This window comes from Acidobacteriota bacterium (assembly GCA_009861545.1).
GTDB lineage: Bacteria > Acidobacteriota > Vicinamibacteria > Vicinamibacterales > UBA8438 > WTFV01.
The window spans coordinates 86,965-103,546 of the sequence record VXME01000061.1; the positions used below are offsets into that span (position 1 = coordinate 86,965).

General features: G+C 69.3%; 17 protein-coding genes. 9 read left to right on the forward strand and 8 right to left on the reverse strand.

Annotated features, from left to right (window positions below):
• Positions 1 to 42: 42 nt before the first annotated feature.
• On the reverse strand, positions 43 to 1,011 hold the full coding sequence (locus F4X11_09925; GenBank protein MYN65331.1) for a carbohydrate kinase family protein: 969 nt from the start codon (positions 1,009 to 1,011) through the stop codon (positions 43 to 45).
• A 53-nt stretch (positions 1,012 to 1,064) separates the two neighbouring features.
• On the opposite strand from F4X11_09925, the gene F4X11_09930 reads away from it, so the two are divergent.
• The 3 genes from F4X11_09930 (at position 1,065) to F4X11_09940 (ending at position 2,008) form a co-directional block, all read left to right on the forward strand.
• On the forward strand, positions 1,065 to 1,313 hold the full coding sequence (locus F4X11_09930) for a type II toxin-antitoxin system prevent-host-death family antitoxin (protein MYN65332.1): 249 nt from the start codon (positions 1,065 to 1,067) through the stop codon (positions 1,311 to 1,313).
• A complete protein-coding gene (locus F4X11_09935; GenBank protein ID MYN65333.1) occupies positions 1,310 to 1,696 on the forward strand; it encodes a type II toxin-antitoxin system VapC family toxin in 387 nt (128 codons plus the stop codon). The genes F4X11_09930 and F4X11_09935 overlap by 4 nt, the downstream gene beginning before the upstream one ends.
• A gap of 84 nt (positions 1,697 to 1,780) precedes the next feature.
• Complete coding sequence (locus F4X11_09940) at positions 1,781 to 2,008, forward strand: DUF433 domain-containing protein (GenBank protein MYN65334.1); 228 nt, start codon at positions 1,781 to 1,783, stop codon at positions 2,006 to 2,008.
• Positions 2,009 to 2,634: 626 nt separating this feature from the next.
• On the opposite strand, the gene F4X11_09945 is transcribed toward F4X11_09940, so the two are convergent.
• The 4 genes from F4X11_09945 to F4X11_09960 all read right to left on the reverse strand — a co-directional run bounded on the left by F4X11_09945 (position 2,635) and on the right by F4X11_09960 (position 4,543).
• A complete protein-coding gene (locus F4X11_09945; GenBank protein ID MYN65335.1) occupies positions 2,635 to 2,844 on the reverse strand; it encodes a hypothetical protein in 210 nt (69 codons plus the stop codon).
• A 452-nt stretch (positions 2,845 to 3,296) separates the two neighbouring features.
• Positions 3,297 to 3,512, reverse strand: coding sequence for an addiction module toxin, HicA family (locus tag F4X11_09950; protein ID MYN65336.1), 216 nt, complete (start codon positions 3,510 to 3,512; stop codon positions 3,297 to 3,299).
• Positions 3,505 to 3,717: a type II toxin-antitoxin system HicB family antitoxin gene (locus F4X11_09955; GenBank protein MYN65337.1), complete on the reverse strand. Its 213-nt coding sequence runs from the start codon at positions 3,715 to 3,717 to the stop codon at positions 3,505 to 3,507. The genes F4X11_09950 and F4X11_09955 overlap by 8 nt, the downstream gene beginning before the upstream one ends.
• An 85-nt stretch (positions 3,718 to 3,802) precedes the next feature.
• Positions 3,803 to 4,543, reverse strand: a complete 741-nt coding sequence (locus F4X11_09960) for an MBL fold metallo-hydrolase (GenBank protein ID MYN65338.1) — start codon at positions 4,541 to 4,543, stop codon at positions 3,803 to 3,805.
• 78 nt (positions 4,544 to 4,621) lie between these two features.
• Here F4X11_09960 and F4X11_09965 point away from each other — a divergent pair, with 78 nt between their 5' ends.
• The 3 genes from F4X11_09965 (at position 4,622) to F4X11_09975 (ending at position 10,273) form a co-directional block, all read left to right on the forward strand.
• Entirely contained in the window at positions 4,622 to 6,703 is a 2,082-nt protein-coding gene (locus tag F4X11_09965) for a PQQ-binding-like beta-propeller repeat protein (protein ID MYN65339.1), read from the forward strand.
• Positions 6,249 to 8,072, forward strand: a complete 1,824-nt coding sequence (locus F4X11_09970) for a PQQ-binding-like beta-propeller repeat protein (GenBank protein MYN65340.1) — start codon at positions 6,249 to 6,251, stop codon at positions 8,070 to 8,072. Before F4X11_09965 ends, F4X11_09970 begins: the two co-directional genes overlap by 455 nt.
• A 338-nt stretch (positions 8,073 to 8,410) precedes the next feature.
• A complete protein-coding gene (locus tag F4X11_09975) occupies positions 8,411 to 10,273 on the forward strand; it encodes a PQQ-binding-like beta-propeller repeat protein (GenBank protein MYN65341.1) in 1,863 nt (620 codons plus the stop codon).
• A gap of 72 nt (positions 10,274 to 10,345) precedes the next feature.
• Here the strand turns inward: F4X11_09975 and F4X11_09980 are convergent, their stop codons facing one another.
• The 3 genes from F4X11_09980 to F4X11_09990 all read right to left on the reverse strand — a co-directional run bounded on the left by F4X11_09980 (position 10,346) and on the right by F4X11_09990 (position 13,130).
• Entirely contained in the window at positions 10,346 to 12,277 is a 1,932-nt protein-coding gene (locus F4X11_09980; GenBank protein ID MYN65342.1) for a PQQ-binding-like beta-propeller repeat protein, read from the reverse strand.
• Between the two features lie 146 nt (positions 12,278 to 12,423).
• Positions 12,424 to 12,648 carry a hypothetical protein gene (locus tag F4X11_09985; GenBank protein ID MYN65343.1) on the reverse strand — a complete coding sequence of 75 codons (225 nt, stop codon included), beginning with the start codon at positions 12,646 to 12,648 and terminating at the stop codon, positions 12,424 to 12,426.
• A gap of 68 nt (positions 12,649 to 12,716) precedes the next feature.
• A complete protein-coding gene (locus F4X11_09990; GenBank protein MYN65344.1) occupies positions 12,717 to 13,130 on the reverse strand; it encodes a type II toxin-antitoxin system HicB family antitoxin in 414 nt (137 codons plus the stop codon).
• A gap of 276 nt (positions 13,131 to 13,406) precedes the next feature.
• Between F4X11_09990 and hydA the strand changes: the two genes are divergently transcribed.
• From hydA to F4X11_10005, 3 genes are all read left to right on the forward strand, one after another.
• Complete coding sequence (gene hydA, locus F4X11_09995) at positions 13,407 to 14,852, forward strand: dihydropyrimidinase (protein MYN65345.1); 1,446 nt, start codon at positions 13,407 to 13,409, stop codon at positions 14,850 to 14,852.
• A 208-nt stretch (positions 14,853 to 15,060) separates the two neighbouring features.
• Positions 15,061 to 16,431, forward strand: a complete 1,371-nt coding sequence (locus F4X11_10000) for an NAD(P)-dependent oxidoreductase (GenBank protein MYN65346.1) — start codon at positions 15,061 to 15,063, stop codon at positions 16,429 to 16,431.
• Positions 16,432 to 16,447: 16 nt separating this feature from the next.
• The coding region (locus F4X11_10005; GenBank protein ID MYN65347.1) for an NAD-dependent dihydropyrimidine dehydrogenase subunit PreA at positions 16,448 to 16,582 on the forward strand (135 nt) is incomplete at its 3' end.

The following is a 16,582-nucleotide window of genomic DNA, read 5'->3' on the forward strand; positions in this document are numbered from 1 at the left end:
CGTCACCGTGACGCGGTCCGGTACGATTCCACGTTCTGTACCTCAGCCCGTTCTGCCGGAGAGTAGCCCCTCGACCTCCGCGGGCGTCGGGCTCGCCTCGCGCGCGCCCAGGCCGCGGCACTTGAGCGCGGCCACCGCGTTCGCGTAGCGCAGCACGTCCTCGACTTGCGCGTCGTCACCGCCGCGCAGCCACCCGGAAATGAATCCGCCGCGGAAGACGTCGCCGGCGCCGGTGGTATCGACCACCGGCACGCGGAACCCGGGCGTCCTGATCTCGACGTCGCCTACCAGGGCCAGGCTTCCCTCCGCGCCGAGCGTCATGCAGACCAGCGCCGGCCGGTAGGCGTCGCGGATCGCCCGCAGCGCGGCGCCGGGCGCGCCCTTGCCGGTCAGGGCGGCCGGGAAGTCCCGCGCCGTGACGATCATGTCGATCTCCGGCAGCAGCGCGTCGATGCCGTCCCGTACGCGTTCGACGTCGATGACCGTGCGGACGCCAGCCCGCCGCGCGTGGCGGGCGGCCGCCGTGGAGGCCGCGGTGTCGTGGCAGTCGACCAGCAGCACGCGGCCGGCGCAGACCGCAGCCGGGTCGACGTCGTCGGGCCGCAGCTTGAGGCCCGGATCGCGGGACCAGAGGACCGTGCGTTCCCCGCTCCGTTCGTCGACGAGAATCACGGACATTCCGTTCCGCGTGTCGGACGCCACCCGGCATGCACCGATGTCGACCCCTTCGTCGGCGAGGCTCGACCGTCCCTGCCGGCCGTTCTCGTCGTCGCCGAAGCAGCCGACGTACCGGGCGCGCCAGCCGAGCCGCGCGCACGCCACCATGGCGCTGGCCGCCTGCCCGCCCGGCGAGTACGTCTGCCGCCGGACCGGCTGCTTGGAGTCGGGCTTCGGAAAGCGTTCGAGCACGACCAGCAGGTCGGTCATGTTGAGGCCGAACCCGACCGCGTCGAAGGGACGTCCGTCAACCGGTGGGAGCCGAATCGGCATCCGCATGGCCGGATCGTACATCCCGCCCCTTGACCGGGTTGAATATGACCATGTTGAAGGTCTAGTATAAGACCGTGATAAAGGTCAACATCGCCGAGGCAAAGGCGCGGCTGTCGACGTATCTGGACAGCGTCGAACAGGGGCAGACCGTCGTGCTGTGTCGGCGCAACGTACCGATCGCCGAGATCCGGGCCCTTCCGAAGCCGCCGGCGGAGGAGCGACCGGTCGGCATCGATCGCGGGATGAGGGTGCCCGACGGCTTCTTCGAGCCGCTTCCGGACGAGATCCTCCGGGCGTTCGGCGTCGACGACGAGCCGTCGTGAAGCTCCTGGTCGACACCTGCACGTTTCTCTGGTTGGCGGCCGACGCTCCCGAGTTGTCGCCGACGGCGCGCACGGTGTGCCGCGCCCCGGCGAACGAGGTCTACCTCAGCTCGCTCTCGGCGTGGGAGATCGCGATCAAGTATCGGCTCGGCCGGCTGCCGCTGCCCGAACCGCCCGGGCGCTACGTCGTCCACCGGCGCGAGTGGTTGCAACTGCGGCCATTGGCCTTCGACGAGGCCTGCGCGGCGCACGACGCGCTGCTGCCGCCGCACCACGCCGATCCGTTCGACCGGGGCCTGGTGTCGCAGGCGATCCTGCACGGGATGACTCTCGTGACGCCCGATCCCGACATCGCACGCTATCCGGCGCCGATACTCTGGTAACGCGATGGCCGGCGCGCTCGTCCGCGAGCTGGCGCCGTCGACCGGGAGGCGCGCCGCGGGGGTCGGTCTGCTACGATGTTTTTCATGCAGGTTGGACGCTCTCCGGTTGCCCACGCTGATCCCGACATCTCCGGGGGCACGCCTGTCTTCGTCGGGACCCGCGTGCCCGTAACGACGCTGTTCGACTACCTCGAGGGCGGAGAGACGCTCGAACGGTTCCTTGATCAGTTTCCCTCCGTTTCGCGCGACCAGGCGCTTGCGGCGCTGGACGTCGCCCGACGCTCCGTCCTGGACAGTGCACGTTCTGCTTGACGAGAACCTTCCCCGGGACCTCGTCGCTGAACTGGCGGGGCATCATGTCACCACGGTGCAAGCCGTCGGCTGGTCCGGCACCGGCAATGGAGAGTTGCTTCGACGAGCCAGTGGTCGCTTCGATGTCCTGATGACCATGGGTCGGGGTCTGCCGGAGCAACGGAGCCGGCAATCGATGCGCATCAGCGTCTTGGTCGTCCGAGGCCCGTCAAACCGTATGGTGCATCTGAAGCCGCTCGTGAGCGACATCCTTTAGCCCGGTTGGGCGCTGGCGACCGCCAGCACGGAAGCGGCGATGCCGTTCTCGACCTGCTCGATGTCCTTGTCGAACAGAGCTCGTCCGCCGCGTTCCGCATGCGGGACGACTTCGTCACACCGGTCTCGACTACGTGAGTTGGCTCTCGCACCACTGGCCGAACGCCGCACTCGTGTCCATCAGCGCATAGCAGACTGCCGATAGCGGGAACTTCTGCGACCCAGGCGCCGGCGAGTTGCTCGTCGACCGCGCGTTCGTCGTTCGGCGGGGACGGCTCCGCCTTCAGGGTTGCTCCACGGTGAGGCGGCACAGCAGCGTATTGTGCGTCTCGAGGTCGGCAGTCCAGATCAACCGTGCCCCGTCCCGCCAGTCAATCGCATCGTAGCCGCCCCGCGGTCTGACGGCGGCTTCGCTGTGCTCCACCGCGGACGGCCATTCCGCATCGTCGAATCCGCGCAGGCGCCAGCCGTCCGGCTCCGCTGACGCCGCGAACCGGCAGGGGCCGACGCCGGGCACCGGTTCGGCCTCGTCTTCGCAAGCGCGGTCGAGCGGCGCGTCGTGGATCACCACGCAGCGCCAAGCGGCATTCGTGATTGCGATCGTCTCGCCCGTGGCGGCATCCGTGAACTGCGCGATGAGTCCGCCGTCGCCCATCTGCTGGTTGGGTCGGCCGATGTACTCCAGACCCGTATCGTCCTGCTTGAAGTCCCTGGCGACGAAATTCAACTGCAGGGGGTAGTCGGCGTTGAAGACGAACGCCTCGGCATTGAACGACCGTTCGGTCGTGATCGGCGTCGAGTCCTCGATGATCAGGCGATCGCCCAGGTAGAAGGCGAACCAGTTGTCGGCCCAGACCTCGCCCTTGATCGACAGGGCACCCGGGGTATCGACGACGATGACGTCGGGCGCTGCCTGCTCGCGCCCGCCGCAACCGGCCAGCCAGGCGGCCAGGATCACGAACATCCAGGTTCTTTGCATGACGGATCAGATCGTACACCTGGTCCCTTGAACGGTCGTGAGCAACCCGGTGGGTTATCGCAGACGCTCGAACTCCGCCGGGGTGAGTCCGAGCTGTCGGACTATCTTGAAGAAGAGAGGCGGGCCGATCTCTCGGCCAGCGTGTAGCGGGATCGTGACGGCTCGACCGTCGGCATGAATCCAACGCTCGTGGCTTCCGGTCTGGCGGCTTCTGACGAACCCCAACCTTGTGGCGACCCGGCGAAAATCCCGGGCCGTGGCACTAGGCATGCACGATCTGGGTCGTATCGGTCGGAAGTGCCTGACCCCGTTCCGCGTGTTCCTCTGCGATCAGCCGAAACACGCGCCCCAGTTCTTCCAGCGCCGCCTCGCGGGTATCCATCAACGCATAGCAACCGCCGATAGCCGGCACCTCGGCGACCCAGGTACCGTCGAGCTGGCGGTACACGACGACCTTGTAGTTGGCGAGGGTCATACCGGAAGTATACCGCTGGACGAGGCCGTTGGCGGGGTCGGGAGATGTCGTCCCCCCGAGCCCCGTATCGGCACGGCGCACCGGGTCAGATCTCCACCACCATCCCGTCGTAGGCGCACTCCTCGGGGACGTCGTCGACACGGGCGAGCATCTCCGGGCTCATGTGGGTCAGGACGATGCGCCTGGCGTCGAAGTCCGCCTTGTGGGCGAGCAGCTCGGGGTAGTTGAGGTGCCAGGGCACGGGCTTGTCGTGGAAGTAGCACTCCGCCACGAGCAGGTCGGCTCCCTTGGCGGCCAGCGCCATCTCTTCGCCGAACTCCCCGTCCCCGGTGTAGCAGATCACCTTGCCGGCGATCTCGGCGCGCAGGGCGGTGGGGTTGGTCTGCCAGGTGTGCTTCACCGGACGGGCGGTCACGAGGATGTCGTCGACCGGGGTCGGCACGCCGTGCTCCAGCTCTATCCAGTTGAGCTCGAACTTCGGCTTCATCACGTGCATGCCGGGGAACAGCGCCTCGGCGATCATGAACATGCGGTGGCGCAGGTCCCGCGGGCCGGCGACGGTAAGGGGTCGCCGGCGTCTTGCGCCCAGCATGGCGTCCATCAACAGGAACGGCACGCCGGCGCAATGGTCGCCGTGGAGGTGGGTCAGGAGGATCGTGTCGATGGAGTTCGGATCGATGTCCTGCTGCCGCAGGGCGACCAGCGATGACGCGCCGAAATCCATCGTGAAGCGTGTCCCGCCCGCATCGATCAGGATGCAGGTCTGGAAGCGCCCGCCGCTGCCGAAGGAATCGCCGGAGCCGATGAATCGAGCTGTCGCGGTCACGTGGTCCCTCCGCGGGCTGGATAATACCCTGGTACACTCGCGACTCGGTCCGAGGAAAGGGCCCAAGAAGAGGAAGTCATGCGCAGACCGCACCGTGGATTCGTCGTCGCACTCGTGGCCGGCATCGTCGCTCTGACGGGCAGCCTGCACGGGCAGGAAGCGCAGGAGCAGGGAAGCGGCTACCCGGCCGCGGACTGGCCCTACGCCGGCGGGGACTGGACCGGCTCGCGCCACTCGACGCTGACCGACATCTCGACGGAGACCATCGACCGGCTGGGCGGGGCCTGGATGGCGCGGCTCCCCGGGGGCGTGTCGTCGCGGGCGACGCCGGTGGTCGACGACGGCGTCCTGTACCTGTCGGGCGGGGCCAACGTGTTCGCCATCGACGGCCGGACGGGCGAGACGGTGTGGCGCTGGCAGCCGGGGAGCTCGGCCGCCGAGGCGCAGCGGGTGCCGTCGTGGCAGGGAGTCGGCCTGGGTGACGGGCTCGTCTTCGTGCCGCTGCGAAGCGCGGAGGTGGCGGCGCTGCGGCAGGACACCGGCGAGCTGGTCTGGGTGGAGACGGTCGGCAGCGAGCCGCCGCAGGCGGGCGAATCGGTCACCACGGCCCCCATGCACGCACGGGGCAGGGTGTTCATCGGCATCGCGAACGGCGACAGCGGCGGGCAGGGGCGCGTCATCGCCCTCGACGCGGCGACCGGCGAGCGGCTGTGGACGTTCCACGTCGTGCCGCGGCCCGGCGAGTTCGGCCACGAGACCTGGCCCCAGGACAGTGAAGTGTGGCGGCTCGGCGGGGGCGGCGTCTGGCTGGTGGGCGCGGTCGATCCCGACCTGGGGATGGTCTACTTCGTCACCGGCAACCCGGTCCCGATGTACGGCGGCGAGATCCGCGGCGGCGACAACCTGTTCACCGCCGCGGTGCTCGCCCTCGACATGGAGACCGGCGAGCGGCGCTGGCACTACCAGGTGGTCCGGCACGACATCTGGGACGCCGACATCGCCACGCCGCTGCTGCTCTACGAGACCGAGATGGACGGCCGCACCCGCAAGGCGCTGGCCGCGATGCGGGCCGACGGCCACCTGTTCCAGTTCGACCGCGAGACGGGCGAGCCGATCGTGCCCATCGAGGAGCGGGAGGTGCCGCAGGACGAGTACCTGCTGACCGCACCGACCCAGCCCTTCCCGGCGGCCGAGAGTATCCTGCCCGACTGCTCCTTCTGGCGCGACCGGGTGCCGCCGCCGTTCGAGTTGAGTTGCAGCTTCTACACGCCGCCGTCGCTGGAGCGGCAGGACATCGTGGCGCTGGGCGCCCCGATTCCGATGGTGCGGGTGACGCCGATGTCGTTCAGCCCGCAGACCGGCTACATCTACGCGCAGGGGCGGGCGCACGTCGGCCGCGCGTTCCGCTTCGACGATCCGTGGATCTCGGACAACCGTGGCAGCGGCTACCTGCGGCTGACGCTGCCCGAGTCGGCCGGCGTCCTGGCCGCCGTCGACGGGCGGACCGGCGAGGTGGTCTGGAAGAACGAGTTCCGCGGCGCGCGGCTCGCCACCAGCGGCCCGCTGACGACCGCGGGCGGACTGATGTTCTGGGGCGCGGCCGACGGGCAGCTCGAAGCCTACGACGCCGGCGCCGGCGAGCGGCTGTGGGCGTTCCAGGCGGGCCCGCCCGGCGTGCGGCAGCGGCCCGGACCGGCGGTCTCGTATGCGGTCGACGGCGAGCAGTTCGTCGCCATCGCGGTCGGCGGCGAGCTGTGGGCGTTCGCCCTCGACGGCGACGTGCCGGCGCGTCCGACGGCCGAGGAGCCGCTCGACGATCTGGTCCGCTGGATCGGCCCGCCGCCGCGCGCGACCGACGTCATCGAGACCGCGACGCTGGTCGAGAATCCCATCGCGTGGTCGGTGGGCGGGCGTCGCAACGCGATCAACGAGCACGCATTCAACCCGGTGCGGGCCCGCGTCACCGTCGGGACGCGGGTGCGGTTCGTCAACAACGGCGAGATGCCGCACACCATCGCGGCGCGCGACGGAAGCTGGACGACCGGCACGCTGCAACCCGCGATGTCGGGCTACGTCACCTTCGACGAGCCGGGCACGTTCCTGTACCACGCCACGGAGCACCCGTGGGCAATCGGGGAGATCACTGTCGAGGAGCCGTAGGGACCGAACCGTGACCAACGCGAAGGGGAATGAGATGAGTCGATACGCGTTCACCCTGCTGCTCGTCGTGGCCCTGTGCGCGCCGGCCGCCGCCCAGGATCGCTGGCCCCAGTTCCGGGGCCCGGGCGCCCGCGGCGTTTCCGAGGCCGCCGGACTGCCGACAAGTTGGAGCACCACCGAGAACGTCGCCTGGGTCGCCGACCTGCCGGGCCTCGGCTGGAGCTCGCCGGTGGTCTGGGACGACACGGTCTACGTCACGACCGTCGTCAGCACGGCGCCGGTCGAAGAACCGCTGGGCGGCCTCTATCGCGGGCGCGAGACGTGGGCCCCCTCGATGGCGGAACACCGCTGGATCGTCTACGCGCTCGACGTCGGCACCGGGGCCGTGCGGTGGGAGCGCGAGGTGCATCGCGGTGCGCCGGCCGGGGGCTACCACATGAAGAACACCCTGGCGACCGAGACGCCGGTCACCGACGGCGACGCGCTGTTCGTCTACTTCGGCAACCTCGGCGTCTTCTCCCTCGACACGGCGGACGGCGGGTTGCGCTGGTCGCGCGACGTCGAGCCCGCGGCCACCCGGTTGGGGTGGGGCACCGCCGCGTCGCCGGTGCTGCACGACGGCCGCCTCTATATCCAGAACGACAACGACGATCAGTCGTACCTGCTCGCGCTGAGCGCGGAGACCGGCAACGAGGTCTGGCGCATCCCGCGGGACGAGGGTACCAACTGGTCGACCCCCTTCGTCTGGGAGAACGCGCGGCGGACCGAGATCGTCACCACCGGCACCGACCGCGTGCGCTCCTACGACCTCGACGGCGACCTGCTGTGGGAGCTCACCGGCATGTCGTCCATCACCGTTCCCACGCCGTTCGCCGAGTTCGGCCTGCTCTATCTCGGCTCGGGGTATCTCGGCGACCAGCAGCGCCCGGTCTACGCCATCCGCCCCGGCGCCAGCGGCGACATCTCGCTCCGCGGCTCGGAGACGGCCAACGAGTTCATCGCGTGGTCGCAGCCGCAGGCCGCACCCTACAACCCGTCGCAGATTCTCTACGGCGACGTGCTGTACACGCTGCTCGACCGGGGGTTCTTCACCGCCCACGACGCGCGCACCGGCGAGGAGGTCTACTCCCGGCAGCGGGTCACGGTCGGGGCCGCGTTCACCGCCTCGCCCTGGGCCTACGGCGACAGGATCTTCGCGCTGAGCGAGGACGGCGACGCCTACGTGATCCGCGCCGGCCGGACATTCGAGGTCCTCGGCCGCAATCCGCTCGGCGAGTTCACGATGGCCACGCCGGCCATCGCCCAGGGCAGCCTGTTCATCCGGACGCGGTCGAAGCTCTACCGGATTGCCGAGGCCGCGGCTCCCTGACCACGCCGGTAGCGGCTAGCCGGCATCCTCGGATGGCCCGACGGTGCATTCCCGTTCGAGGATGCTTGGAATGATGGACGGGTTCAACACCATCGCCGACCTGATCGGAAACCTCGCGGCCGTCGTCGCGGCCGTGGGCGTGCTGTTCGTCAACGCGAAGCTCGACAGGCTGATCGGTCGCGTCGACACGCTGGAAACGACGGTCACGACGCACGTGAGCAGTCCCGGGCTCCATCGCTAGCGCCCCGAACGTCTGCATCGTCACCGTCGAGGAGCCGGATAGACGGGCCTGCTCACGGCAGCGTATAGGTCGCTGGAGGGAACCGTTCTGGCGCGCGATGCGCGGTTGCTACAATCGCCGCGTGTTGCGTCCGAGGAGCCGAGCTGCCCTGACGTGCCGGCTGCTGCTGGCTTTGCTGCTGTTGCCCGCCGCCGCGGAAGCGCAGGAGGCGGACTGGCGCACCTACCTGGGAGACCCCGGCCGCCGGCACTACTCGCCGCTCGACGAGATCACGCGTGACAACGTGCACCGGCTGCAGCCGGCGTGGCGCTACGACTCGGGCGCACTGCGCGACGGCGTTTCCCGCATGTACACGAGCCCGCTCATCGTGGACGGCGTCCTCTACGGTCTGTCGCCCCGGCTCGTGGCGTTCGCCCTGGACGCGGCGACCGGGGAAGAGCTGTGGCGCTACGACGCCGACCTGGGGCAGACCGATCAGCGGGGCCTCATGTGGTGGGAGTCGGGCGCCGACAGGCGACTGCTGTATACGGCCGGACGCCACCTGATAGCGCTCGATCCCGCCAACGGCAACCCCGTCGAGACGTTCGGCGACAACGGCGCGCTCGATCTGCTGCCGGACGGTCTGTCCGGGCCATTCAGCGTTACCGTCCCCGGCATCGTCTTCAGGGAGCTGATCATCCTCGGCTTCACCACGAGCGAGGATCGGAACGCGCTGCCAGGCTCGATTTCCGCCTACCGCGCTCGCGACGGTGCACTCGTGTGGCGTTTCCACAGCATTCCGCGCCCGAACGATGTGGCGGCCAACACGTGGGCCGAAGGCGCCCTGGCGAGCGCCGGGGGCGCCAACACCTGGACCGGCATGGCGCTGGACGTCGATCGGGAGCTGCTGTTCGCACCGACCGGGTCCGCGACGCCCGATTTCGACGGCCGCACCCGACAGGGGAGCAATCTCTACGCCAACACGCTCCTGGCGCTCGACGTCCGCACCGGCATCCTGCGGTGGCACTACCAGGTGGTGCGGCACGACCTGTGGGATCGCGATCTCCCCGCGCCGCCGACGCTGGTGCAACTGCGGCGCGACGGCGCCTCGATCGACGCCGTCGCGATGCCGACGAAGTCCGGGCAGCTCTTCGTCTTCGACCGGGACACCGGCGACCCGCTCGTCGAGGTCACCGAGGCGGAGGCGGCGCAGAGCCGGATTCTGGGGGAGGGCGTGGCGCCCGTCCAACCGCAATCGGCAGTCGCCTTCACGCGGCAGCAGTTCGAGCTGACCACCCGCAGCCCGGAGGCACGCGAGTTCGTTGGCGCGATCGTCTCCCGCCTCGACCAGCGTCCCCTTGCGCCCCCCAGCATCGAGGGAAGCCTGATCTACCCGTTCTATGCCGGTGGCGCGAACTGGGGCGGCGCCGCGTTCGATCCGTCGACGCAGCGGCTGATCATCAACGCGCAGGAGATCGGCGGCATAGCGCAGATCGCGCGCGCTGATGAAGCGGAGGCCGACTACGCGCTGGTTGACCGCAACGGGATTCGCGATCAGGACGGTCTGCCCGGCAACACGCCACCCTGGGGCACCCTGACCTCCATCGATCTGGCGACCGGACGATTCGACTGGCAGGTGCCGTTGGGCGACTATCCGTCGCTGGCGGGCGCGGGCTACGGCGCCGAGAACTACGGCGGCCCGATCGTCACCGCGGGCGGTCTGATCTTCATCGCCGCGACCCCGGATGCGAAGCTGCGCGCCTTCGACACCCGAGACGGCTCGCTGCTCTGGCAGGGCGACCTGCCGGCCGGCGGATTCTCGACGCCCGCGGTCTACCGCGCCGGCGGGCGGCAATTCGTCGTCATTGCCGCGGGCGGCGGCCGGATGGGTCCGCCGTCGAGCGCCGAGTACGTGGCCTTCGCGCTTCCGGTGCGTGCGTTCGCGTCCCCGCCCCGGCCGTGGCCGCTGCTGCCAAGGTAACCCGCGCCATGAACGGCACGCGAGCGATGGCGCAGCGATCCGGGAACGCGATGCCACGGAATACCGTGGGCCTCACGGCAGCGTGTAGGTCAGCAGCGTCGTGCCCGCCGCCACGGCGACGTACTGCTTGCCGTCCTTCCCCAGGTAGGTGATGGGGTTGGCGCCGCTGATCAACTGCTCGGTCTCGACGCTCCACAGCTCGCGCCCGGTCTTCGTCTCGTAAGCGCGGAACCGCCGGTCGCTGGCGCCGCCGATGAAGAGCACGCCGCTCGCGGTGGAGGTCGGCCCGCCCTTCTGCGAGTTGGGGGCGCCGGTCAGCAGGCCGGGGGGCGCGCCCTCGACCGTGCCGAACGGGATCATCCAGGCGATCTCGCCGCTGTTGACGTCTACGGCCACCAGCCTCGACCAGGGCGGCTGCCAGCAGGGCCAGCCGTTGACGGACGGCCGGGTGACGACGTGCCAGTAGATCCGGCGCGACTCGGGCGGACCCACGTAGCCGCGGCGGTCGGGATCGTCCTCCACCTTGACGAGCTGGCTGATGTGGCCGGTGTCCGCGTAGTTGATGATGTAGTAGCCGAGGCTCGGGTCGAAGGTCCCGCCGGTGAACTCGGTCCCGCCGCCGGTCGACGGGAACACCAGCGCGCCCTCCGCCGACGGCGGCGTGTAGGGGCCGCGGTTGCGCCCGCCGTCGTACTGCATCAACAGCCCGCGGCACGCGGCGGTGTGCTCGGGCGTCACCGTCGCTATCTCGTCCATCGTGAAGTCGATGCGTCCGAAGGGCGGCGGCTTCACCGGGAAAGGCTGCGTCGGCGCGTAGTACTCCCCGGGCATGTTCCCGGCGGGCACCGGGCGCTCCTCTATCTCGTAGATGGGCTCGCCGGTGACCCGGTTGAAGATGAACAGCACGGGATACTTGGTGACGACGCCGACGGCCGGGATGGTCTCGCCGTCCCGCTGGACGTCGAACAGGATGGGCGGCGCCGGCATGTCCAGGTCCCACAGGTCGTGGTGGACGGCCTGGAAGTGCCACAGCCGCTCTCCCGTCAGGGCGTCGACGGCGACGATCGAGTCCGAAAAGAGATTGTCCCCGGGCCGGTCCATGCCGTAGAAATCGTTGTGGGCGGACCCCAGCGGCATGTACAGAATGCCGCGCTCCTCGTCGATGGTGAAGAACGACCAGGTGTTGGCGCCGCTGACGTTGCGCCACGAATCGTCGTGCCAGGTGTCGTTGCCGAACTCGCCGGGATGGGGCACGGTGTGGAACGTCCAGACGAGCTCGCCCGTCCGCAGATCCCACGCGCGGGTGTCGCCCGCCGGCCCCTTCGACCCGGTCTCGTCGGCGTTGTGGACGCCGGTGAACACGAGGTGCTTCCAGATGGCCACGCCGGACGAGATCCCGTAGTGCATGTTCGGGAAGCCGTTCATCACGTCCTCGGTCTTCAGATCGACGAAGCCGTCGCTGCCGAACCGCGGGTTGGGGATGCCGGTGGCCGCGTTCAGCGAGATCAGCTCGCCCTCCTCGGTGCCGAACACGATCTGCGGGGGCGTTCGGTCGTCGCCCTCCCACCAGGCCAGGCCTCGCATGGAGCCGCCCGTCCAGTGCAACTGGTGCTCGGGCGAGTTCCAGTCGCCGGGCGCCGTGTACTCCCAGAGCTCCTCACCGGTCTCCGGCTCCAGCGCCACCACGCGGTAGTAGGGGAACGACAGGTACAGGACGCCGTCGACCAGGAGCGGGGTCGACTGGCTAGGCCGTGACGGCACGCCTACCTTCGTCATCTCGTAGCGCCAGGCCGGCACCAGGGTCGAGACGTTGTCCACCGTGATCTGCGTCAGCGGCGAGTGGCGCTGGTTGCCGGCGTCGCGTCCCCAGTGCCGCCAATCGTCCTGCGCGTGCAGCGGCGGCACGGAGAGGAACGTCGCCGCCAGCAGTACAAGGGACACCATCGGAAACCGCGGCCAATGCCGGGTCGCTCGGAGAACGGACGTCAGCAAGCTCGTAGCCATGGTTCGAATGCCTCCTGCGAGAGCGACCTCGCCGGCCCGTGGCGCGACGAGGTGGTGCAGTCGTGACGGATGCTCAATCTACGCGGTCTCCGGTCGCAACTCAAGCCGACGCGAGGCGAATCGCGACCGTTCAGGGAAGCTGTGGCTCATTTCGCCAGCAGCTCGGCCAGCAGCCGGTTGCGCTCGACGCTCGCCCGATAGTGCGCCACTACCTCGGGGCGCACTATCGGGCGCGCCCTGGTCTCGATGTAGCCGGTCATGGCGTCTTCCAGCACGGACTGGAAGTGACGTCCATCGCTGCGGGCGATCTCGCGCATCGCCGCCAACAGCTCAGGCGTGGCCTGACTGGAGAACTTCTCTCGCGCCGCCATGGTGAGTCCCCTTGTTTCGGACGCCTCCCCGTGTGCTGCCCGGTCACATGATCGCAACGACAGGCTCCTCACGCCTCAACGACCGTCACTTCCAGTCGTCGATCAACAGCCTGAAGCGCCTGCTGAAGTCTGTCCATTCGGGAGGCGTGGTGAACATCGAGGACACGGTCAACCTGTGGCATGTGCCAACCAAGCCGCCGCCCAAGTTCGGCCTTGGTGATTCTCTTCTCTCTCATTGCGTTGTACAGCTCAATCTTTGGCACGGCCAATACCGGAACACCGACCATTACCTTTCCCTTCGAAGGCTGTGGCAACCGTTGCCGGTCTTTCATGTATGCATCGATCACGGTCAGAAGGGCGTCAGACGCCCGCGTCAGAGCTTCCTTCCGCGTTTCCCCAAAAGTATGCGCCTCCGGGAAATCTGGAAAATCCACGAGCACACTTGCACCCTCCGTCGTCAACTTCACCGGATACTGCAACATTCGCCTACGTCTCCGTCTTCATCCGCGCAAACAGATGTTGGCAACACATCTGTTGCGATGTCAACATAAATGATGCATTTCCTCGATCTGCACGCGGTGATCGAGCGGTACGGTGGCCGGATCAATGCACCGAGACGCCTTGCCCGACGGTCCGTCGTCGTTCGGCACGAGAAGGAACCAGCCACCCTCGATGCTTTTCCGTGACATCGTGCGTGCCATAAACTCGAAACAGGTGCCGCGACGACCAGATCGTCGCCTGGGATGCCGGAGGTCGGGATGAGCGTGCTGATCAAGAACGGCCGCGTCGTGACGGCGATCGACGACTACCGCGCCGACGTCTTCGTCGACGGCGAGACCGTGGCTCTGATCGGGAGTGGTCTCGAGCGCGGTCTCGAAGTCGCGGCTGACCGCGTCATCGACGCGACGGGTAGGCTCGTGCTGCCCGGCGGGGTCGACCCCCACACGCACATGGAGATGCCGTTCGGGGGTACGCAGTCGTCCGACACCTTCGAGACCGGCACCCGCGCGGCGGCGTTCGGGGGCACCACGACCATCGTCGACTTCGCGATCCAGACCCGCGGCACATCGACCATCGAAGGCCTCGACACGTGGCACGCCAAGGCGGAGGGCGACGCCGCCATCGACTACGCGTTCCACATGATCGTGACCGACCTGCCCGACGCGCGGGTGCCCGAGCTGCGCCGCCTGGCCGACGAAGGGGTCACCAGCTACAAGCTGTTCATGGCCTATCCCGGCGTCCTGCTGTCCGACGACGCCACCATCTTCCGCGCCATGCGCAAGGCGGGGGAGGACGGGACGCTGGTCTGCATGCACGCCGAGAACGGCGTCGTCATCGACGAGCTGGTCAAGCTGGCGCTGGCCGCGGGCCATATCGAACCGAAGTACCACGCGCTGACCCGGCCCACCCGGCTGGAGGCGGAGGGCGCGCACCGCGCGCTGGCCATCGCCGAGGTCGCCCGCGCGCCGGTCTACATCGTGCACCTGAGTTGCCACGACGCGCTCACGGAGCTGCGGCGGGCGCAGGAGCGCGGGGTGATGGCCCACGCCGAGACCTGTCCGCAGTACCTGCTGCTGGATATCGGCGCCTACGACGCGCCGGACTTCGAGGGCGCGAAGCACGTCATGACGCCGCCGCTGCGCGAGAAGTGGAACCAGGAGGAGTTGTGGCGGGGCCTGCGCAGCAAGGCCCTCGACGTGATCTCCACCGACCACTGTCCCTTCTGCATGCGCGAGCAGAAGGAGCTGGGGCGCGGCGACTTCAGCCGCATTCCCAACGGCGCGCCCGGCGTCGAGAACCGCATGAGCCTGATCTATCACCACGGGGTCAATGCCGGCCGCATCGACGTCAACCGGTTCGTGGAGCTCACCTCCACCGCCCCGGCCCGCATCTTCGGGATGTTCCCGCGCAAGGGGACCATCGCCGTCGGGTCGGACGCCGACATCGTCATCTTCGACCCGGAGCGCGAGGTGACCATCAGCCGCGACGATCCGCGGACCCACCACATGCACGTCGACTACAGCGCCTACGAGGGCTTCCGGGTGCGGGGGTACACGGAGACTGTCCTGTCGCGCGGGCGGGTGGTGGTCGACAACGGGGAGTACGTCGGCCGGCCCGGGGACGGGCAGTTCGTCAAGCGCGGCCCCTACGGGGGCGCCTACGCGCCCCTGGCCGCCGCGAATCGGGGGGCGCCGTTGTTCTGATGGGCGGCGGGCGATGCCGGCGGGCGTCTCAGAACGCTCGGCGTTGCCCGAGCGGCGCCGCACGTTCGTGGCCGCCCTCCAATCGGGGATGCGTATTCTGAGCGGGAGGGGTGCGGCGCCGAGGCGCAGCGCGTTGGTGACGACTCCCAATCGAACACGTCCTCCCGTGAGGCTGGGACCTCGACCGGAGAGAGCGAATCGGCGCCCGATGCGTGTGTCCGCGAAGACGGGGAAGGAGCTGGTGTTGCCGAATTCGGTTGTCACACCGGGCGTCGCGGCCGGCCGTCTGCCGGCCCGCACCTACGACGAGAACTTCGCCGACCTGCGGCCGCCGCTCACCGCCCACGAGGCGTCCGTGGCCGCGGACCGCTGCTACTTCTGCCACGACGCGCCCTGCGTGACGGCCTGTCCGACCGGCATCGACGTCGCCCTCTTCGTGCGCCAGATCTCGACGGGAACGGCGCGGGCGGCGGCGAAGACCATCTTCGACCGCAACATCCTGGGCGGGATGTGCGCGCGGGCCTGTCCCACCGAGACGCTGTGCGAGCAGGCGTGCGTTCGGGAGGCGTCCGAGGGCAAGCCGGTGGAGATCGGGCGGCTGCAGCGCTTCGCCACCGACGCCCTGATGGCGCGCGACGGGCATCCCTACGAGCGCACCGCCCCCACCGGCAAGCGCATCGCCGTCGTGGGAGCCGGGCCCGCGGGGCTGGCCTGCGCCCATCGGCTGGCCATGAAAGGGCACGACGTCATCCTCTTCGACGCGCGTCCCAAGGCGGGGGGCCTCAACGAGTACGGCATCGCCAGCTACAAGACCGTCGACCGCTTCGCGGAGCGGGAGGTCGAGTGGCTGCTCGGCATCGGCGGCATCACGGTGGAGCTGGGGCGGCGGCTGGGCGGCGACCTGACGCTGGACGGGCTCGTGCGCGAGCACGACGCGGTCTTCCTGGGCCTCGGGCTCGGCGGCGTCAACGCGCTGGGGGTCGACGAAGAGGCGACGGAGAACGTGCGCGACGCCATCGACTTCATCGCCGAGCTGCGCCAGGTCGAGGACCTGTCGACGCTGCCGGTGGGCCGACGCGTGGTCGTCATCGGGGGCGGCATGACCGCGGTGGACGCCGCCGTGCAGTCGAAGCTGCTGGGCGCCGAGGACGTGGCGATGGTCTACCGGCGCGGGCGCGAGCGGATGAACGCCTCGGGCTTCGAGCTCGATCATGCCGCCTCGAACGGGGTGCGGATCATCACCGACGCCCGGCCCCTGCGGGTGCTGGGCAGCGGCGCCGTCCGCGAGGTGGAGTTCGCGTACACGGAGGACGGGCCCGACGGCCTGCGGGACACGGGCGAGACGTTCCGGCTGCGGGCCGACCAGGTGTTCAAGGCGATAGGACAGAAGCTGGAAGCGGCCCCGGGCGGGCTGGCGATCGAGGGCCGCCGGATCCGGGTGACCGGCCCGGGACGGACGAGCCGCCAGGGCGTGTGGGCCGGTGGCGACTGCGTGGCGGACGGCGACGACCTGGTCGTGACCGCGGTGGCCCAGGGCCGCGACGCGGCCGAGGACATACACGCCACCCTCACAGGCTGAGGGGGGAGGCGACGAGATGGCGACGCTGGCATCCGAGTTTCTCGGCATCCAATCCCCCAACCCGTTCTGGCTGGCCTCGGGGCCGCCGACCGACAAGGAGTACAACGTCCGCCGGGCGTTCGAGGCGGGCTGGGGCGGGGTGGTCTGGAAG

Coding starts and splice junctions, on each gene's coding strand:
- F4X11_09925 (MYN65331.1), bottom strand. CDS start 1,011: ATGTACGATCCGGCCATGCGGATGCCGATTCGGCTCCCACCGGTTGAC.
- F4X11_09940 (MYN65334.1), top strand. CDS start 1,781: ATGCAGGTTGGACGCTCTCCGGTTGCCCACGCTGATCCCGACATCTCC.
- F4X11_09950 (MYN65336.1), bottom strand. CDS start 3,512: ATGCCTAGTGCCACGGCCCGGGATTTTCGCCGGGTCGCCACAAGGTTG.
- F4X11_09955 (MYN65337.1), bottom strand. CDS start 3,717: ATGACCCTCGCCAACTACAAGGTCGTCGTGTACCGCCAGCTCGACGGT.
- F4X11_09965 (MYN65339.1), top strand. CDS start 4,622: ATGCGCAGACCGCACCGTGGATTCGTCGTCGCACTCGTGGCCGGCATC.
- F4X11_09970 (MYN65340.1), top strand. CDS start 6,249: ATGCGGTCGACGGCGAGCAGTTCGTCGCCATCGCGGTCGGCGGCGAGC.
- F4X11_09975 (MYN65341.1), top strand. CDS start 8,411: ATGCGCGGTTGCTACAATCGCCGCGTGTTGCGTCCGAGGAGCCGAGCT.
- F4X11_09980 (MYN65342.1), bottom strand. CDS start 12,277: ATGGCTACGAGCTTGCTGACGTCCGTTCTCCGAGCGACCCGGCATTGG.
- F4X11_09985 (MYN65343.1), bottom strand. CDS start 12,648: ATGGCGGCGCGAGAGAAGTTCTCCAGTCAGGCCACGCCTGAGCTGTTG.
- F4X11_09990 (MYN65344.1), bottom strand. CDS start 13,130: ATGTTGCAGTATCCGGTGAAGTTGACGACGGAGGGTGCAAGTGTGCTC.
- hydA (MYN65345.1), top strand. CDS start 13,407: ATGAGCGTGCTGATCAAGAACGGCCGCGTCGTGACGGCGATCGACGAC.
- F4X11_10000 (MYN65346.1), top strand. CDS start 15,061: ATGCGTGTGTCCGCGAAGACGGGGAAGGAGCTGGTGTTGCCGAATTCG.